The organism is Mucilaginibacter sp. P1_A3, assembly GCF_056406855.1.
The window spans coordinates 133395-151286 of sequence record NZ_JBFTZJ010000011.1; the positions used below are offsets into that span (position 1 = coordinate 133395).

A 17892-nucleotide genomic window follows, 5' to 3' on the forward strand; every position below is an offset into this window, starting at 1 on the left:
AAATGATATAGCCTGCAACGTTTTATGAGCAGCTGCGTCTTATAAAGAAAAAAGGCGATCATGAAAAAACTTATCTTCTCTGGAATGGCATTGCTGCTTACTGTGTCCATGGCTTTTAATTCATCGGCACAAACAGTTACAAGAAATGTTTCGGGATATACCGGCGTTAGTTGTGGCGGCCCGTTTAATGTATTTATAAAGATAGATGGTACTGAAAGCATTAAGCTTGATGTAGACGCCAATGTGGTAAACGATATTAAAACAGAAGTAGAAAACGGTGTGTTGAAGGTGGAGTTTAAAGATCACTGGAGAAATCACCGTAATATTCAAAGGGCCAATATCTATATTACTGCAAAAACATTAGCGTACCTGGGCAACAGCGGATCGGGCAATACTACGGTTGATGGTGTAATGAGCGCTCAAAACGCCAGGGTAGCCTTAAGCGGATCGGGCAATATCAAAACAGCGGTTAAATCCAGCACGCTTGATTTAAGCCTCAGCGGATCGGGTTCAATTGATATTAAAGGCAGCGCCAGCTCGGCTGATATACATATCGCAGGCTCGGGCGAGGTGAACGGGAAAGATTTGAAAACACAAACAGTTGAAGCCAGAATTTCAGGCTCCGGCAGTGTAAATATAATTGCTGATAAAACCGTTTCAGCCAGCATTTCCGGTTCGGGCAGCGTACAATATTCTGGCAATGCTACAACCGGAACTACACACTACGCAGGATCTGGAAGAGTAAATAAGGTTGACTAAAAGATACTATTCGTTTTTAATTATAAAAGGACTGCTTAAACAAGCGGTCCTTTTTTTTATGAGTATTTCCAGGATTATTATTACTTTGCCTATATCTTAGAAGCTGATTCTGAAGGGGGAATGCCATCGATTTAATCCCCAATGTCATGCCGAACTTGTTTCGGCACCCCACATGCTAAGTGTACTTCATGCGGATCACCTGTCCTGTGGGATCCCGAAACAAATTCGGGATGACTTCCGCTTCAGTTTACTGTCATAATCCGCCTCCAAAATGTCGTTTTTACACCGCCTATAATCCTCTTATTCCTTCGATATTTGTATTGTCAATAAAATCAAAACAATTTAAATAACGCATTATGAAAAGAGCAATTAAAGGGTTTAATGTCCTCAAACCGGGACTATTAATCGCTACTCTATTTTTTACGGTATTTCAGTCTAAAGGCCAACAGCTTAAACCTGCAAACAGTGGCTATGCGCCTGTTAATGGCATCAAAGTTTACTATGAGGTATATGGCGAGGGTAAGCCCCTCGTTTTGCTGCATGGTGCTTTTATGACCATTGAGATGAATTGGGGACAATTAATACCCGAATTGTCAAAAACAAGAAAGGTGATTGCTATTGAATTGCAGGGACATGGGCACACCCCGTTTTCGGACAGAAAATTAGACATTGCTACCCTGGCAAGTGATGTGGAAGGAGTAATGAACCACTTAAAAGTTGACAGCGCCGATGTTGCAGGATATAGCATGGGTGGCTCGGTGGCCTACCAGTTGGTAGTAAAAAGCCCTAAACGGGTAAAAAAATTAGTGATCATTTCTTCTACCTACAAAACCGGTGGCTGGCTGCCCGTTGTAAATAATGGGTTTAAAGGTTTTAAGCCTGAATTTTTTAACAATACTCCTCTGCAAGTGGCCTATGACGCAGTAGCACCCGACAAAACAAAATGGACAAAGTTCGTAGAAAAAATGATTGTTTTTGCCGGGGAACCTTTTAACGTGGGTGATGCCAATATTGCGAAAATTACTTCACCGGTATTGCTTATATCGGGCGACAATGATGGCCTGGACAAAGTGGAGTTGATGAAAACCTACCAATTACTGGGAGGTGGAATAGCTGCCGATATGGCGCCGATGCCAAAATCGCATTTGGCCGTTGTTCCTTCGCAGGGGCATGTCAGCCTAATGATGCAGACGAAAATAATAATAGGTTACCTGGATGATTTTTTAAAATAACAAAATCGTATATGCTGTAAGTTTGGGCTTGATTGGTACCTCGCAACAAGGATTTATTTATTTTTATACGGACTTTTGCTTTGTGTACACATCTTTTTACTCGGACGGATCTCTTACTGCAGCATTTTCAAAATATTTACGCCTACAGCGTCCACCGTTTCGCCGCAATTAGAGAGCACTACAACGGCTAGGTTTTTCTCTTTATTAAAAGCTAAAAATGTACTGCTGCCAAAGGTACCGCCATTATGAAAAATGTATTCAACCCCATTCACCGTGATGATATGCCAGGCAAGGCCCAGCTTGGCATCTTTTTTAAAGGTTATTTGATGGGTTAGTTCCAGTGCTTTGCCAGGCTTGTTGCCGGGAGGCGTCATATTGGCTTTTGCATAAATCATCAAATCGTTTAATGAGGAATGCAGCGCGCCACAGGGTGCAAGGGCATCAAAATCCCAGGCCGGGGTTAAATTACCTTCGCCGTTATAAACGGTGGCAAAACGGGCCTGCAACGCGGGGTTTAAATGCTGAGCAGTGCTTTTCATGCCGAGCGGCTTACAGATAATATCTGCCACCAACTGATCATAGGTTTTACCGCTGATCTGCATTAAAATTTCTCCTAATAAACCAACCGCTAAGTTTGAATAAGCATATTGCTCACCGGGTACGCTATTGAGCTTACAGGTTTTCAGATAAGCGAAAAGCAGCTTTTTATCATACAACTTATAGGGATTCAATGGATCCGTAGCCGGATTCAAATTATCCGGCATCCGCGCAAGGCCCGAAGTATGGTTACTTAAAGTGAGTAAAGTAACCGCTTTAAGTGCCGGATTGGCGGCAACAGAATCGGGCAGGTATTTGGTAATGGGATCTGTTAGTTTTACTTTTCCCTCGTTTACATCATACGCCAGGATAGTTGAAGTGAATGTTTTGGAGATGGAGCCAATCTCGAAAAGAGTATTGGCATCCGGTAATTTACCGTTGCCCTTAGTGGTTTCACCATAGCCATAAGTATTGATCTTGCCATCTTTTAAAACACCAATGCTCAGGCCCGCTGTATTTTCCTGGTCAACGTAAGCCCTTGCGGCCGAATCAACCTTTTTATCCATAGGCGTGAGCATTTTATTGGATGTGGCGGCTTTCGCTATCCTTTGGGCTGTGGTCTCTTTAAATGGCTGAAAAAGCAGCATATCCATCTTGTCTTCCTGATCGATGCTCAGCAGAAGCTGCAAGGTAACGCTGCTGAAGATTACCTTATAGGTAGCTACCTTATTATTTACAAAGCTGATTAAGGACGATCCCTTCATTTCTCCCAGGGGGATCAATTGCTGATTGGCAACCGTACGAAAAGCATCTTCGCTTAATTGCTTCCTGAAACTTTCGCCGGCCAATGAGTATAATGAATCGGCCCGCTTATGATTAAAATAGGTTTTAACCAAGGCAAATACCGAATCGGTTTTACGTTGTTGAAGGCTTTGGGCCATAGCGGGGGTTGAACTTATCCAGAAAAAGAAAACGACAATACTTAAGCGGCGGAAGTATTTAAATTTCATCTGCATAGTTCAACTATTTACCACTGAAAACGAGTTCAGTTAAAATATAGTACAATATTTTACGGTGTTTGCCCGGCCAGCAGGTACAGCACTGCCATCCTCACAGCTACACCGTTCTCCACCTGGTCTAATATGATTGATTGTTTACTGTCGGCTACGTCGCTGGTGATCTCCACGCCACGATTGATCGGGCCCGGGTGCATAACGGTGATCTCCTTATCTAACGAATCTAATATGGTTTTATTCAACCCGAACAGCATGGTGTATTCTCTTAACGAAGGGAAATACTTAATATCCTGTCGCTCCAGCTGGATGCGCAGCATATTGGCTACATCGCACCAGTTAAGGGCTTTGATGAGGTTATGCTCTACCTTAACGCCTAAGGAACCGATGTATTTAGGGATGAGCGTAGTCGGACCGCAAACCATTACTTCGGCGCCTAATTGTTTCAGGCAAAGGATGTTTGAGAGGGCCACACGTGAGTGCAGTATATCCCCTACTATCACTACCTTTTTACCGGCAACATCCCCATATTTTTCGCGGATAGAAAAAGCGTCAAGCAAAGCCTGTGTGGGGTGCTCGTGCGCGCCATCACCTGCATTAACAATCTGGGCTTTTACGTGCTTAGATAGGAAGATACCGGCACCTGCGTAAGGATGCCGCATCACCACCATATCCACCTTCATGGCCAGGATGTTGTTTACGGTATCTATCAGTGTTTCGCCCTTGCTTACCGATGAGGAAGAAGCTGCAAAGTTTACCACATCGGCCGATAATCTTTTCTCTGCCAGCTCAAACGATAAACGGGTACGGGTAGAGTTTTCAAAAAATATATTGGCAATGGTTACATCGCGCAAAGACGGCACCTTCTTGATCGGTCGGTTTAAAACTGATTTAAAAGTATCAGCCGTTTCAAATATCAACTCGATATCTGCCCGGTTTAAATCTTTTATTCCTAATAAGTGCCTTGTGCTTAGTCCTGCCATTTCTTTTTGATTTCGGATTTTCTATTTCCGTATTATCTTATGTCCGTCATTGCGAGGCACGAAGCAATCTCTATACTATACAGAGTAAATCTGCACAGGTCGCGATTGCTTCGTTCCTCGCAATGACATATTTAATATCCTATTAATCTTGCCCCTCTGATATTAATACTATCTTATCTTCACCGTCCGTATCTTTCCATGATACCACTACTTTTTGCGACGCAATAGAATCTACTTCAATTCCTACATAATCTGCAGCTACCGGGATATGACGTGAGTAACGGCGATCAACTAATGCCAATAGCTCAATCTTCTCGGGCCGGCCGAAGGCTTGCATGGCATCCATGGCCGCGCGAATGGTACGCCCTGTCCAGAGCACATCATCCATCATGATCACTTTTTTGCCTTCGATAATAAAATCTATTTTTGTTTGATTGGGCACCAGTGGTGACCCTTGTCTGCGGAAATCGTCGCGGTAAAAGGTGATGTCCAGATCGCCCTGCATTATTGTTTTACCGGGAAGTATTTTACGTAATTCTTCGGCAACGCGGCGGGCTAAATAAATGCCACGGGGCTGTATACCAATCAATACCGAACTTGAAAAATCATTATGATTTTCAATTAACTGGTGACATAAACGTTGTATGGTTATCTGAAATTTTTGACCGTCGAGCAGTGTAAGATTTTGCATCGTATGGGTGGATTTGGGCAAAAATAACAAATAGTTTTGAGTTTTGGGTGATGAGTTTTAAAAGGGGCCGTTACTCACAGTAGATCAAGATATGCTTGTTTTGACGAATATCATTAAAGTGTTAAAAAAAAGTTTGTCATCCTGAGGGACGAAGGATCTATTCTCAGACTTTACGCGGCGAAGAAGCATGGCGAATAATAGATGCTTCACTGCGTTCAGCATGACAAAAGTTTTTTTGCGAATACATCATAGGTTGCCATAAAATTTAGTGAAACTCTGAAAGATGACCTGACGTTAAAAAAAGGGCTGTCCTGCTGAGCCTGTCGAAGCATGTGGGCAAAGGCCTCTGCGCACGACCCTTCGACAAGCTCAGGGTGACAGGCCTTTTTAAAATGCATATACGTTTAATAACAAACTTATCATAGATTGCTACGTAGCAATCGCGAACTATACAAATTACCTTTCAGCCAACTTCTTCAAAGACTCCATCGCCCGCACCGCATCTTCTTTGGCAACAAAAATATGGTCATGATAGTATGCAGCAACCACATTACAGCTAATCCCTTCTGCTGCCAACGCATTGGCAAATGCAGCCGTTAAACCGGTTGCTGCTAATGAGGAGTGAATGGTAAGGGTTATCCAGGCGGCAATGTATTCGTATTTTAAATAGAGTTGATCGGCGATTTTTTTTTTGAGAATAACGGTTGTCGCCTCCCCTTCCTTAAATAAACCGATGATCTCTTTGATATCTATAGTACCGACATCTGAAATGGCACAATAAACATAATCACCGTCATTTAAAACAGGTGTCATGTTTTTTAATAAAGTGTTGAGGTTGGTTTCTCCGGGCATGAAATTTCGTGACATTTATGATGGAAATTATTTACCTGCGTACAAAACAAAGTACTGCACAACTATACTAATGGGAATTAGAAAAGGCAATCCAAAAGAAAACCAATAACCCAATCTATATAAATCACTTCTAAATTTATCACCATCACTTTTATTTATAAGCAAATCTATTAGCGGCCCGAGGTAATAGAACAGGTTTGCTATCCCTATCATAAATAGGTAACCCATTCCTTGAAAAGCAATAGTAAACAAGGTTATCTCAAAATCCTCGTCATATGGTTCTATTAAAAGGGAGGCCAATATAGCATACAAAACAAATGCACTAATACCCGCTATTACTAAGCCCTTATTATACTTGAAACGTCTTTTTGCCCACCAGTTAATTACTAATTGATTTCTACTTAACGATTGTTCCATATTTCGATGAAATAAATATAGCAATTATCAATAGCAAACTTAAGGCTCCATAAAAAAAGCCCCTCCGATTTCTCGGAAGGGCTTGTAAAATTATGCTTCAGTTAAAGCTTATGCTTCTTCTTCAGGTTCAGCTGTTTTAGCCGGAGCTGGAGCAGCAGGGGCTGGCGCAGCCTTGCGGGCTTTGTTTTCAGCACCTTCCATTTGCTCTTTTAACTGAGCTAATACGCTAAGGTCACCTAAAGTTGATTTCTCAACTGATTCTTTCACTTTTTTAACCGCGTTGCTTGCAGATTTTGCTTCTTTTTTGCGGTTTTCAAATTCCTGTACACGAGCATCAGCGCGAGCTTCTTCCCATATACGTGAGTGTGAAATAACTATACGTTTGTTTTCTTTGTTAAATTCAATGATCTTGAATTCAGCAGCTTCTTCAGCTTTAACGCTTTTGCCGTCTTCTTTAACCAGGTGTTTGGTTGGCGCAAAGCCTTCAACACCGTAAGGTAAAGCTACGATAGCACCTTTGTCTGTTACTTTTAACACGGTACCTTCATGTATTGAATCAATAGTGAAGATGGTTTCAAAAGTATCCCAAGGGTTTTCTTCAAGCTGTTTGTGGCCTAAGCTTAATTTACGGTTATCGATATCAAGTTCTAAAACAACCACGTTTAATTTTTCACCAACTTTAGTGAATTCATTAGGGTGATTTACTTTTTTAGACCATGATAAGTCAGAAATGTGAATTAAGCCGTCGATGCCGTCTTCCAGTTCAACAAACACACCAAAGTTGGTCATGTTTTTAACTGTAGCAATGTGAGTTGTGCCAATAGCATATTTCTCACCAGCATTTTGCCATGGATCAGGAGTTAATTGTTTAACACCTAAGCTCATTTTGCGTTCGTCGCGGTCAAGTGTTAACACTTGTGCTTCAATCTCATCACCAACTTTCAGGAATTCCTGAGGGTTGCGTAAGTTTTGTGACCATGACATTTCTGATACGTGGATCAAACCTTCAACACCAGGGATGATTTCAAGGAATGCACCGTAATCAGCAACAGTAACAATACGTCCTTTAACTTTAGAACCGATAACGATACCTTCGTCAAGGCTCTGCCAAGGATGAGGAGTTAATTGTTTTAAGCCCAAAGCAATACGTTTTTTCTCGTCATCAAAGTCAAGAACAACAACGTTGATCTTTTGATCCAATGCAAGAATTTCACGTGGATGCTCAATACGGCCCCAAGAAATATCAGTAATGTGCAATAAACCATCAACACCACCAAGGTCAATAAATACACCAAAGTCGGTAATGTTTTTAACAGTACCCTCAAGTACTTGTCCTTTTTCAAGTTTAGCAACAATTTCTGTTTTTTGGTTTTCCAAATCGTCTTCGATAAGCACTTTGTGCGATACCACAACGTTTTTAAACTCGTGGTTAATCTTAACAACTTTGAATTCCATTGTTTTACCTACGTACACATCGTAATCCCTGATAGGTTTAATATCGATTTGTGAACCTGGTAAGAAGGCTTCAACGCCCATAATATCAACAATTAAACCACCTTTAGTTCTGCTCTTAACAAAACCAGTGATGATCTCATCATTATCAAGTGCTGAATTAATGCGTTCCCATGATTTTTGAGTTTTTGCACGTTTGCGTGAAAGTACTAACTGACCGTTAGCATCTTCCTGCGACTCTACAAATACATCAACTGTGTCACCGATCTTCAGATCAGGTGTATCACGGAATTCCGATACTGAAACTAAACCGTCTGATTTAAATCCTACGTTCAGCACTACATCTTTGTTGTTAACGTTAACAACAGTACCAGTGATGATTTCGCCTTTGGTGATAGAGCTAAAAGTTCCATCATACATTTTCTCGAATTTCTCACGGTCGCTATCGCTGTAGTTACCAAATTTTTTGTCATCTGCATCCCAGTCGAAATCTTCGCTTGGTGTAGCTGCAATTTTTGATTTGATCTCTTCGATAGAGATTGAATCAGCTTCTGATTCAATAGTTTCTTTTTCGCCAGACGCCGTAACTGTACCCAGTTCAGCTTCTTTCGCTTTTAATTCTTTTTCTGCTTCTTGTTTTTTTGCCATTAAATAATTTATCTCCTTTTCCCAATTTGTTAATTGGGACTGCAAAGGTACAGACATAATTTTATTTAAAAAAGAATATTTTAATGTTAATTACTGATATTTAAGGCTTTTTGAGGAGAATAGGTGCTGGTAAAGCAAAATACGCTAATTTAGTATGCCTGTTTTGATACAACACAATTTCCGGAACAATAAATTAATGCTTAATTAAATGATCAAATACCTGCAAAAAGCCTGGGGCGACAGCATAGATAATGTTGGTATGCCTGATATAATTACCGCCATTGCCGAAACTCAACAAATGGATGATGAGCATGGTGCATTTTGGGTGGGCACAGAAGAAGAGGAAATTATACTGGAAACCAATAAGTGGCTGCAAATGATATGCGTTGTGGAAAATACCGAACTATCTTACAAGGCTGCAAACTGGCAGGAGGTAGAAGAACTTTATCAGCTATTATTAAATGAAGATTTTGAGGCCTTAAAGAAGATTATAAACAACGGTAAGTAAAAAGGGAGTTACAGATTATTCAATTTGTCCTCTATCTCCTCAAAAATATCCATAAAACTATCTAAAAGATAATCCCTGTAATTGCCCAAAACACCGTTCATCTGCGCTTCATGCTCCGGGGTAAAGGGATCTTTCCAAACCCGCATACAGATGCGTTTAAGGGCATAAGCTATCTGGTGGGTTTCGGCATAGGTATGCAGGTACTGGCTTTTTTTAAAACCTTCATAAAATTTAAAAAAAACACTGGTGTCTGCCAGGCCAGAGAAGGTCAAAAACTCCTCAATGATCCCGGGCTTACAGCCAGATAACTGCGCGTAAAAATCATCAACGCTTATTTTGCCGGTAGTTAGCAATAAATTATCAATGATGAGCTCCAAAGCGATGTGCCCCAAAAAGAATGGCTTCACCGGCGAGCCTTCAATAGCTGGCAGCAATGCCTTTTTTAATTCATGCGAGTGAGTTAAAAAAAAATCGGATGAGTGAAAATAACGGTCAACCGCCAGGTGTTTATTCCAGCCGGTTATGATGGAATTAACCTCATTATTACCATGATGCAGTTTTTCGGGGTGCAGAATGATGTGCTTATCGGCATTTTTCAACAAGTCGGGCAGCACCGTTCCCAATACATGGTAACAATTACTGGTATGCTTGTCGAAATAATAATGCGATAAAAAATTCATAAGCGCTACGTTGCAAAATACCCCGTTTTGCTCAATATACAAACATTAAGTAATTATTTGAAATAGAATTTACCTGTAGTTAACCATTAACACAATTATTCATGATACATCAATGGTGAATAATTTGCTCAGCTTTATATCTTTGCAGCTTTTGAAACAACACTTGATATGAATTTTGTTGAAGAACTAACCTGGCGCGGTATGCTGCATACCATTATGCCGGGTACCGAAGAAATGTTAAATAAAGGCATGACTTCGGGATATATTGGATTTGACCCTACTGCCGATTCATTGCACGTAGGCCATTTAACCCAAATTATGACCCTGATCCACTTTCAGCGCGCGGGCCACAAGCCTTATGCTTTGGTAGGCGGTGCAACAGGCATGGTGGGCGATCCATCGGGCAAATCGCAGGAGCGTAATTTATTATCAGAGGATATCCTGAATCATAACCTGGAATCGGTAAAAGTACAATTGACCCGTTTCCTTGACTTTAACACCGGCGCCAACAGTGCCGAAATGGTGAACAATTATGATTGGTTTAAGAGCTTTACTTTTCTTGATTTTATAAGGGATGTTGGCAAGCACATCACTGTAAACTATATGATGGCTAAAGAATCGGTAAAGAAACGCCTGGAAGGCGATACCGGTATGTCATTCACCGAGTTTACTTATCAATTGGTACAGGGATATGATTTTTACTACCTGTGGAAACACCATAACTGTGCCCTGCAAATGGGCGGCAGCGATCAGTGGGGTAATATTGTTACCGGCACCGAGCTCATCCGCCGTAAAGATGCGGGCGAAGCATTTGCTTTAACAACCCAATTGATCAAGAAAGCTGATGGCACCAAGTTTGGAAAAACAGAAAGCGGCGCGGTTTGGCTGGATGCCGAGCGTACATCACCATACCAGTTTTACCAGTTTTGGTTAAACACCACTGATGTTGATGCCAAAGCCTACATCCGCATATTTACATTGTTTGATCGTGAGGTTATTGAAGCCTGGGAAGTTGAGCATGATGCAGCCCCACATACCCGCATTCTTCAAAAAGCCCTGGCAAAAGATATCACCATCCGTGTACATGGCGAAGCAGAATACGAAAAAGCGATAAAATCGTCGGAGTTTTTGTTTGGCAACATCGGCATTGAATTTTTAAACGAATTGAATGATGCCGAAGTACTGGGCCTGTTTGCCGGTGTACCTAATTACACTATTTCGGCAGCCGAATTACAGGAAGGTATAAATGTTACCGATCTGCTGGCTGCGAAAACTTCGGTTTTCCCGTCAAAGGGTGAAGCCAAAAAAATGATAGCGGGCGGCGGAACAGCCATTAATAAAGTAAAAATTGCTTCGGCAGATGACACTTACCATACAGACTCATTAATTAACGGAAAGTTTCTTGTTGCACAAAAAGGCAAAAAGAACTACTTCCTGATAATTGCAGAGTAGATTTATCTATTACAAAAAAGAAGCCGCCTCATAAATCAATGAGGCGGCTTCTTTTTTTATATGGATCACATGAGATTATATCCATCCCCGGCATTTTCCAATTATAAAACATCCCAAAAACAAAAGAAGCTGCCCTTTTGGAGACAGCTTCTTTCATTTTTGGTTAAATATGATTACTTACCAAGCTTTGCTTTCAGATTTTCATCAATTGCAGCTAAAAACTCTTCGGTATATAAATAATCTGTACCATGCTCAACTTTTGGTTTAATAGTGATGGCCAAATCTTTTGTCATTTTACCGCTTTCAACAGTTTCAATACAAACTTCTTCCAACGCTTTGCAAAAGTCAATCAGTTCCTGGTTGTTATCCAGTAAGCCACGGAATTCCAAACCTCTTGTCCAAGCAAAAATTGATGCAATTGGATTTGTTGAGGTTGGTTTACCTGCCTGGTGCTCACGATAGTGACGTGTAACGGTACCATGGGCAGCTTCAGCTTCCATTACTGTACCATCTGGTGTAACCAGGGTTGAAGTCATTAATCCTAATGAACCAAAGCCTTGTGCTACAGTATCTGATTGTACGTCGCCATCATAGTTTTTACAAGCCCAAACAAAGTTACCGTTCCATTTTAAGGCCGATGCAACCATGTCATCAATTAAACGGTGCTCATACGTGATGCCCGCATCAGCAAACTTTTGTTTATAATCTTCCTGGTAAATGGCTTCAAAGATATCTTTAAACCTACCGTCGTATTTTTTAAGGATAGTATTTTTGGTTGATAAGTATAAAGGCCAGCCTTTCATCAATGCCTGGTTAAAGCACGCATGTGCAAAACCCTTTATTGATTCATCGGTGTTGTACATAGCCAAAGCTACACCATCGCCTTTAAAATTATACACTTCAAATGATTGCTCTGCAGCTCCATCTTCCGGGGTGAAGGTAATGGTTAATTTACCTTTGCCTTTGGTTACAAAATCTGTAGCACGGTACTGATCGCCAAAAGCATGACGGCCAATACAAATTGGAGCTGTCCAGTTTGGTACCAAACGCGGAACATTTGCCATAACAATTGGCTCACGGAAAACAGTACCATCCAATATATTACGGATAGTTCCGTTTGGCGAACGCCACATTTGTTTTAAGCCAAACTCTTCAACACGCTGCTCATCGGGAGTAATGGTTGCGCATTTTATACCTACGCCATATTTTAAAATAGCATTTGCGGCATCAACGGTAACCTGATCGTTGGTTTCATCGCGATACTCAATACCAAGGTCATAGTATTTTATATCCAGATCAAGGTAAGGGGTAATTAATTTGTCTTTGATGAATTTCCAGATTATCCGGGTCATTTCATCGCCATCCAGCTCAACTACCGGATTTTCTACTTTAATTTTTGACATATCTGATGTTGTTGTTTTATTTAAATGGCTTCAAATATATTAATTTGAGTTTATCAAATTAACTAAATAGCATATGAAAATAATTGATTTGATAATCCTGACGATTTATTAACACAGTTTATTGTTTTTATAAACAATGATGCTATTTTTATAAAATTAAACGTTAATAACCCAAGCCGGTTGCTAAACCAAAGCCCGGTTGCTTCATTATGGTAAAACTAATAGCAAAGATCACCCTGATATTATCCCTGTGTACAACTTCATTTTTGGCAAAAGCGCAAATCGGGTATGATTACGCCCAGTATGACATTGGTACAGCTGTTGGTCTTAATACTGCTGTTATGGCCGATGTAAATACACTTAGAATTGCACCCTCCATCCACTTTAATTTCAATTACAACCAATCTCCGTATGTTAACTATGTATTGGAACTGCAGGTTGGCCGTTTAGAGGGTGGGGATTCTGTTAAATCCTCATCGGGCAGGCAGTTTGAAAATCATTTTACATCTTTTTTATTCAGGGCACAGTTACAGGCCGGCGAATTTATAGATTACTCCGCAAGCCCTTTTATGAATGTGATGAAAAACTGGTATGTATCTACCGGTGTAGGCTACATTGCCAACCATATAGTAGCCAAAAGTCTTGACAAACGAAACCCTGCTTATGCAGTTGGCGATAATAATGCACAAGCATTATTTATACCTGCAAGGCTTGGTTATGAGTTTAAGATTTATAATGATTATAACCAGCCCAGCGTTAAAATTGATATTGGGTATCAGTATAATTTTGTATTTAGTGACAACCTGGATGGCTACAGCACGCAGGCTTCCAATAAAGATGCTTACGCGCAACTAACCATAGGTGTAAAATTTGCAATTGGCGGAGTAACGTCCTATCGTAAACAAATTCATTATTAACCACAGGCTTATTTTATTTTTATTTTAGTGGCATTCTGTTGATTTTTTGGCAAGGTTTTTTCTGTATATTTAATATAAAATTCAAAGCTTATGAATAACTTGAATATTGATCCCGGCTACGAAGATGATGACGATGCATTAACTGATAACAGCAATGACGGGGACAGGACATTGAAAGATGACCTGGATGAAACTACAGTGGAAGAGGAAGACCTGAGCTATAACGCCGACGAGGATAGCTTTGAATATGATGTAAAAAGCGACGACCCCGATTACTACCATCCCGATCCATACAAAACATCAGTAAAAAACGGCGAGGATATGAACTCCACTTATGATGAAGCGAATCCTTACGATACTGCCGATGGCGAATACTCTGAAAAAAGATCAATAGAAACAGATGTAGATGATTTGGCTATGCACATTGACAATGGCAATATTACAGAAGTTGACCCTGTAGACGCTGCGCTGGCTCATACGCCAGAAGATGACAGGGATGATCTGGATGAAGAAGGCTACCCTAAGAATGATACCTTTTTTAAATAAAAAGAGACTACTTTCTGAGTACAAAAACAGTCACTTTTTGTGCCTTTTATTCAGAAACAGGTAAAGTCTGTTCTGTTTTGTACAATTTTCAGTTTTCTTATTACTGCGTATAAAAATCAATCCAGATCAAGATTGAAACGATTACGCAAGTCCATCAACTGCGGATTGCGTGATACCATGTGCTGAAATTTTTCGCTCGTTGTATAAGGCTTGCGTACAACCTTCTGTTCATCAACCCGCGCATTTACCTCAATAGTGAAGTTGTTTAGCTTGGCCCGTAAAAAATTATGCATTTCGGGCCGCTCCTCTTTAAATATGTTTTCCTGCACCTTATTGCCTACCAAAATCTCAAACTCATACGGTTTTATCATGCGTGGAGCGTTTGAGGTAAAAATGGTAACCAGGTTTTTCTTACCATCGGCCTTTACTTTAGCGGCAAAATCGCTCCAGTATCGCAAAAAACTATCCATGGTAAAATCCTCCCGGGCATCGCCCTTTAGGTAGGGATCTTCCTCTTCAAGCAATTCCTCCTCGGTTTTGCCGGTGTCTGTTAAAGAGGGGATAGATAAAGAACCTAAACTGGGACTTGGGATAAATATTTTAGGCTTTTCGGTTATAACAGGAGCAGCTTCCTTTACCGGTGCTGAAGAAGTTACAGGCTCGGGCTTATTAACCGAAGGCTGTGCAGTTTTATTATAAACCGGGGGTGCATCGTTTAATACACCCGTTTCATGAATAATCTTAGACTCCTGCGCCGGTGCTATTGCTGTGGTATCAGGTTTTTTTTTTAATGACCCTTCTGCGAAGGGCGTTGCGTTTAGCGGCGTGGTAGCCATATTAAAGGCTGATGGCAAATGGCACATCTTGAGCAAGGCTAGCTCAACCTGCAATCGCTGATTTTTACTTAGCTTATAACTAACATCGCATTGGTTGGCGATATTCATGGCAGAGAGCAGGAATGACACCGAACCTGCCTGTGATTGCTGCAGGTATTTATTCTTGATGCCCTCGCTTACTTCCAGTAATTTTAATGTGGATTGATCCTTGCTTACCAGCAGGTTACGGAAATGTTCGCTTAAACCGGCAATAAAATGCGCCCCATCAAAACCACGTGACAAGATCTCATCAAAAAACAACAACACCTTTGCCGTATCCTCTTTAAGCAGGCTTTCGGTTATGTTGAAGTAATAGTCATAATCAAGTATGTTCAGGTTATCAATAACAGAACGGTAGGTTACCTTACCGCCCGAAAAACTAACAATCTGATCAAACATCGATAAGGCATCTCTTAAGCCACCATCGGCCTTTTGGGCTATAATGTGCAAGCCATCGGTTTCATAGCTGATGTTTTCTTTACCGGCAATGGATGCCAGGTGGCCGGCCATATCATCAACCCTGATGCGGTTAAAATCAAATATCTGGCAACGCGAAAGTATAGTGGGCAGTATTTTATGCTTCTCGGTAGTGGCTAATATAAATATGGCGTAATGAGGTGGCTCTTCCAGCGTTTTCAGGAACGCGTTAAATGCCGCCTGCGATAGCATGTGTACCTCATCAATAATATACACCTTGTACCGGGCAGCCTGTGGCGGTATGCGCACCTGCTCAATTAAACTACGAATATCATCAACCGAGTTATTGGATGCCGCATCAAGCTCATGTACGTTAAAAGAATTACCGTTTTCAAAAGCTTTGCATGAGGGACATTCGCCACAGGCCTCTCCATTGGGCTGTAAATTGGTACAGTTAATGGTTTTGGCCAATATACGCGCACAGGTGGTTTTGCCCACCCCACGCGGACCGCAGAACAAAAATGCCTGCGCCAACTGGTTATTTTTAATGGCATTTTTGAGCGTATTGGTTATATGTTGCTGACCAACAACGGTTTCAAAAGTAGCCGGGCGATATTTACGGGCCGAAACAATGAAATTATCCACAGCACGAAGTTAACAAGAAAATGCTTTAAGTTAAAGCACCAAAACATGAATGTTAAGATATTGCTTATTGGTTACTGGAGATCATCATCCGGCAGGTGATCATCATCCTCCGGATCGGGTTCATAAGTGTTATTCCCCACCCTTATCTCATGCAGGTCATTCTCGGCGTCAAGCCGATCGTCAAAATCCTCATCATCTTCATCATCCCAGTCTCCCTCAATAGCCCGGTCACTACCACCGGGAGACAACATAACTGTTTTATTCAAAAAAAAATCGCCAATTAAAATCTCACTTTCTGTAAGCTGCATAATCAATATTTAGTAGTGGTACGCTTAATAACCTTGCAGGGTTTGTAAAACTCGTTAAATATTTAATTCTTTTCTCCTATAAAAAAGTTTTTGATGCCTTTAATATAACACCAAATGAATTATAAAGCAGGCCTCCCTTGTCATATCCAATGTCATAACCAATATTATATCCGTTTTTTAATGGTCTTAAGCCCTCAAGGTAAGCAGAAACCTGATTTATCTTCCCAAAAGCAATTGGCGACGGTTGTTTTATTCCACCAACGCCACGATAGGGTTCCGAACCTGTTGCGTACGTGCCATAATTTACTGAATAAGAAAGCTTTCCGGTATAAAACCATTTAAAAGCATAAAATTGTGCTGCTCCATAAAATGCTTTTACCCTGTTATTTACAAAAAATTGATTGTCGGACCTGACAAGATTACTACGGGCATCAAGTGTTGTGGTAATAAAAGGATTACCCAGGGCTAAATTTTTATATGACCACCCCTGTAAATATTCATAATTATTGTAATAATCTTCTGCGCCTGATTTTGTGCTTTTTGCATCTAATGCGCCTGCCTGATTAACGCTGTAGAATAATTCAAATACCGCTTTTTTCCAATAAAAATTACCTGTATTGTTTTTTTCATTATTAATTAAGCTAATACCATTTAAACCATCTTGTATGTTAGCCAACGACCCTAAGCCCCCTTTATCAAAAAAGCTTTGCTTATATATTAATAAAGTAAGGGCATCAAACTTATATTCGGCCCCAAGATCCAACGAGCCTAAATGATTACCAACTTTTGATCCCTGGTATACCTTGCCGGTAACCACATACTTGTACGTTTCCCATCCGGATAAATCAAACCTGGGAAAAACATGCTTTTCATCTCCCCATAATGCCTCATGGTTATAACCTGCCAGAAATTTAAACCGCCATGACGGTTGGCCTACTCTTACGTAAACACTATTTGATAAAAAATAATTTCTATTTTTCCCGGATCTCCTTCCACTATTTACATGTACATCACCTACATATCCGTTTGCAAATGCACCCTTAACCGCAAATAACTTTCCCAAAATAGGTATACTATAGTAATTTGGTATACTCAAACTAATTTGCGGTATCCCAAGCGCATTACCTGATACCGGAAACGAACCGGAAGATAAAGAATCTACCAGCCCAACAATATCTTTTGATCGCCCGGCCTTTAACTCAAAAATACCCGCATGAGCTTTCACTAATCCCTCAACAAGTATAAACTGGCTACCCTGGCCTATATTCCCTCTGCCTTCAAATGAAGCTCCCCAACCAAACCTTTTGGTGGTATCATAATCCTTGCGGATTTTGCCTATAAGACTACCAGATGTGCCTGAAAGCGGAATACTGCCGAATTGATTTGACCTTAGCCAGAATGGCACAACATCGTTGGTAGTTTCGACACCCTGCACTTCCAGACTTGCATGAACATCCTTTACCTGTGCATTTACAACTAAATGAACGAGCAATATTGTCGTTAAAATCAATGTTTTCTTCATATCTCTTTCGTTTTTAGATAATTAAGCACAGCATA

General features: G+C 40.7%; 17 protein-coding genes. 6 read left to right on the top strand and 11 right to left on the bottom strand.

The annotated features are described in order from the left end of the window. The first annotated feature begins 60 nt into the window (after positions 1 to 60). Both AC1D0K_RS23245 and AC1D0K_RS23250 read left to right on the top strand, forming a co-directional pair. Positions 61 to 759: a head GIN domain-containing protein gene (locus AC1D0K_RS23245; protein WP_477392198.1), complete on the top strand. Its 699-nt coding sequence runs from the start codon at positions 61 to 63 to the stop codon at positions 757 to 759. Positions 760 to 1115: 356 nt separating this feature from the next. After that, complete coding sequence (locus tag AC1D0K_RS23250; protein WP_477392199.1) at positions 1116 to 1991, top strand: alpha/beta fold hydrolase; 876 nt, start codon at positions 1116 to 1118, stop codon at positions 1989 to 1991. Between the two features lie 113 nt (positions 1992 to 2104). On the opposite strand, the gene AC1D0K_RS23255 is transcribed toward AC1D0K_RS23250, so the two are convergent. From AC1D0K_RS23255 to rpsA, 6 genes are all read right to left on the bottom strand, one after another. Further along, positions 2105 to 3544: a serine hydrolase domain-containing protein gene (locus AC1D0K_RS23255; protein ID WP_477442145.1), complete on the bottom strand. Its 1440-nt coding sequence runs from the start codon at positions 3542 to 3544 to the stop codon at positions 2105 to 2107. Positions 3545 to 3597: 53 nt separating this feature from the next. After that, positions 3598 to 4524 (bottom strand): aspartate carbamoyltransferase catalytic subunit, encoded by a 927-nt coding sequence (locus AC1D0K_RS23260; protein WP_090467170.1) that lies wholly within the window; start codon positions 4522 to 4524, stop codon positions 3598 to 3600. A 142-nt stretch (positions 4525 to 4666) separates the two neighbouring features. After that, complete coding sequence (pyrR, locus tag AC1D0K_RS23265) at positions 4667 to 5215, bottom strand: bifunctional pyr operon transcriptional regulator/uracil phosphoribosyltransferase PyrR (protein ID WP_295714248.1); 549 nt, start codon at positions 5213 to 5215, stop codon at positions 4667 to 4669. A gap of 456 nt (positions 5216 to 5671) precedes the next feature. Continuing rightward, a complete protein-coding gene (locus tag AC1D0K_RS23270) occupies positions 5672 to 6067 on the bottom strand; it encodes an ACT domain-containing protein (protein WP_477392201.1) in 396 nt (131 codons plus the stop codon). A gap of 27 nt (positions 6068 to 6094) precedes the next feature. Then, positions 6095 to 6484 (bottom strand): hypothetical protein, encoded by a 390-nt coding sequence (locus AC1D0K_RS23275; RefSeq protein ID WP_477392202.1) that lies wholly within the window; start codon positions 6482 to 6484, stop codon positions 6095 to 6097. A 108-nt stretch (positions 6485 to 6592) separates the two neighbouring features. Then, positions 6593 to 8584: a 30S ribosomal protein S1 gene (gene rpsA / locus AC1D0K_RS23280; RefSeq protein ID WP_295714306.1), complete on the bottom strand. Its 1992-nt coding sequence runs from the start codon at positions 8582 to 8584 to the stop codon at positions 6593 to 6595. A gap of 208 nt (positions 8585 to 8792) precedes the next feature. Here rpsA and AC1D0K_RS23285 point away from each other — a divergent pair, with 208 nt between their 5' ends. Further along, the gene (locus tag AC1D0K_RS23285; RefSeq protein WP_477392203.1) at positions 8793 to 9092 is read left to right on the top strand and encodes a hypothetical protein; all 300 of its coding nucleotides are present in this window, start codon (positions 8793 to 8795) and stop codon (positions 9090 to 9092) included. A gap of 8 nt (positions 9093 to 9100) precedes the next feature. On the opposite strand, the gene AC1D0K_RS23290 is transcribed toward AC1D0K_RS23285, so the two are convergent. After that, on the bottom strand, positions 9101 to 9772 hold the full coding sequence (locus AC1D0K_RS23290; protein WP_477392204.1) for an ACP phosphodiesterase: 672 nt from the start codon (positions 9770 to 9772) through the stop codon (positions 9101 to 9103). A gap of 168 nt (positions 9773 to 9940) precedes the next feature. Between AC1D0K_RS23290 and tyrS the strand changes: the two genes are divergently transcribed. Beyond that, positions 9941 to 11224, top strand: coding sequence for a tyrosine--tRNA ligase (tyrS, locus tag AC1D0K_RS23295; RefSeq protein WP_295714257.1), 1284 nt, complete (start codon positions 9941 to 9943; stop codon positions 11222 to 11224). A 173-nt stretch (positions 11225 to 11397) separates the two neighbouring features. Here the strand turns inward: tyrS and AC1D0K_RS23300 are convergent, their stop codons facing one another. Further along, positions 11398 to 12627: an NADP-dependent isocitrate dehydrogenase gene (locus AC1D0K_RS23300; RefSeq protein ID WP_295714259.1), complete on the bottom strand. Its 1230-nt coding sequence runs from the start codon at positions 12625 to 12627 to the stop codon at positions 11398 to 11400. Between the two features lie 209 nt (positions 12628 to 12836). On the opposite strand from AC1D0K_RS23300, the gene AC1D0K_RS23305 reads away from it, so the two are divergent. After that, positions 12837 to 13544: a hypothetical protein gene (locus AC1D0K_RS23305; RefSeq protein WP_477392206.1), complete on the top strand. Its 708-nt coding sequence runs from the start codon at positions 12837 to 12839 to the stop codon at positions 13542 to 13544. Positions 13545 to 13634: 90 nt separating this feature from the next. Continuing rightward, on the top strand, positions 13635 to 14090 hold the full coding sequence (locus tag AC1D0K_RS23310) for a hypothetical protein (RefSeq protein ID WP_295714266.1): 456 nt from the start codon (positions 13635 to 13637) through the stop codon (positions 14088 to 14090). Between the two features lie 116 nt (positions 14091 to 14206). Here the strand turns inward: AC1D0K_RS23310 and AC1D0K_RS23315 are convergent, their stop codons facing one another. From AC1D0K_RS23315 to AC1D0K_RS23325, 3 genes are all read right to left on the bottom strand, one after another. Further along, entirely contained in the window at positions 14207 to 16027 is a 1821-nt protein-coding gene (locus AC1D0K_RS23315) for a DNA polymerase III subunit gamma/tau (RefSeq protein WP_477442147.1), read from the bottom strand. 71 nt (positions 16028 to 16098) lie between these two features. Beyond that, positions 16099 to 16335, bottom strand: coding sequence for a hypothetical protein (locus AC1D0K_RS23320; RefSeq protein WP_477392208.1), 237 nt, complete (start codon positions 16333 to 16335; stop codon positions 16099 to 16101). Between the two features lie 76 nt (positions 16336 to 16411). Beyond that, positions 16412 to 17857 (bottom strand): capsule assembly Wzi family protein, encoded by a 1446-nt coding sequence (locus AC1D0K_RS23325; RefSeq protein ID WP_477392209.1) that lies wholly within the window; start codon positions 17855 to 17857, stop codon positions 16412 to 16414. Positions 17858 to 17892 lie beyond the last annotated feature (35 nt).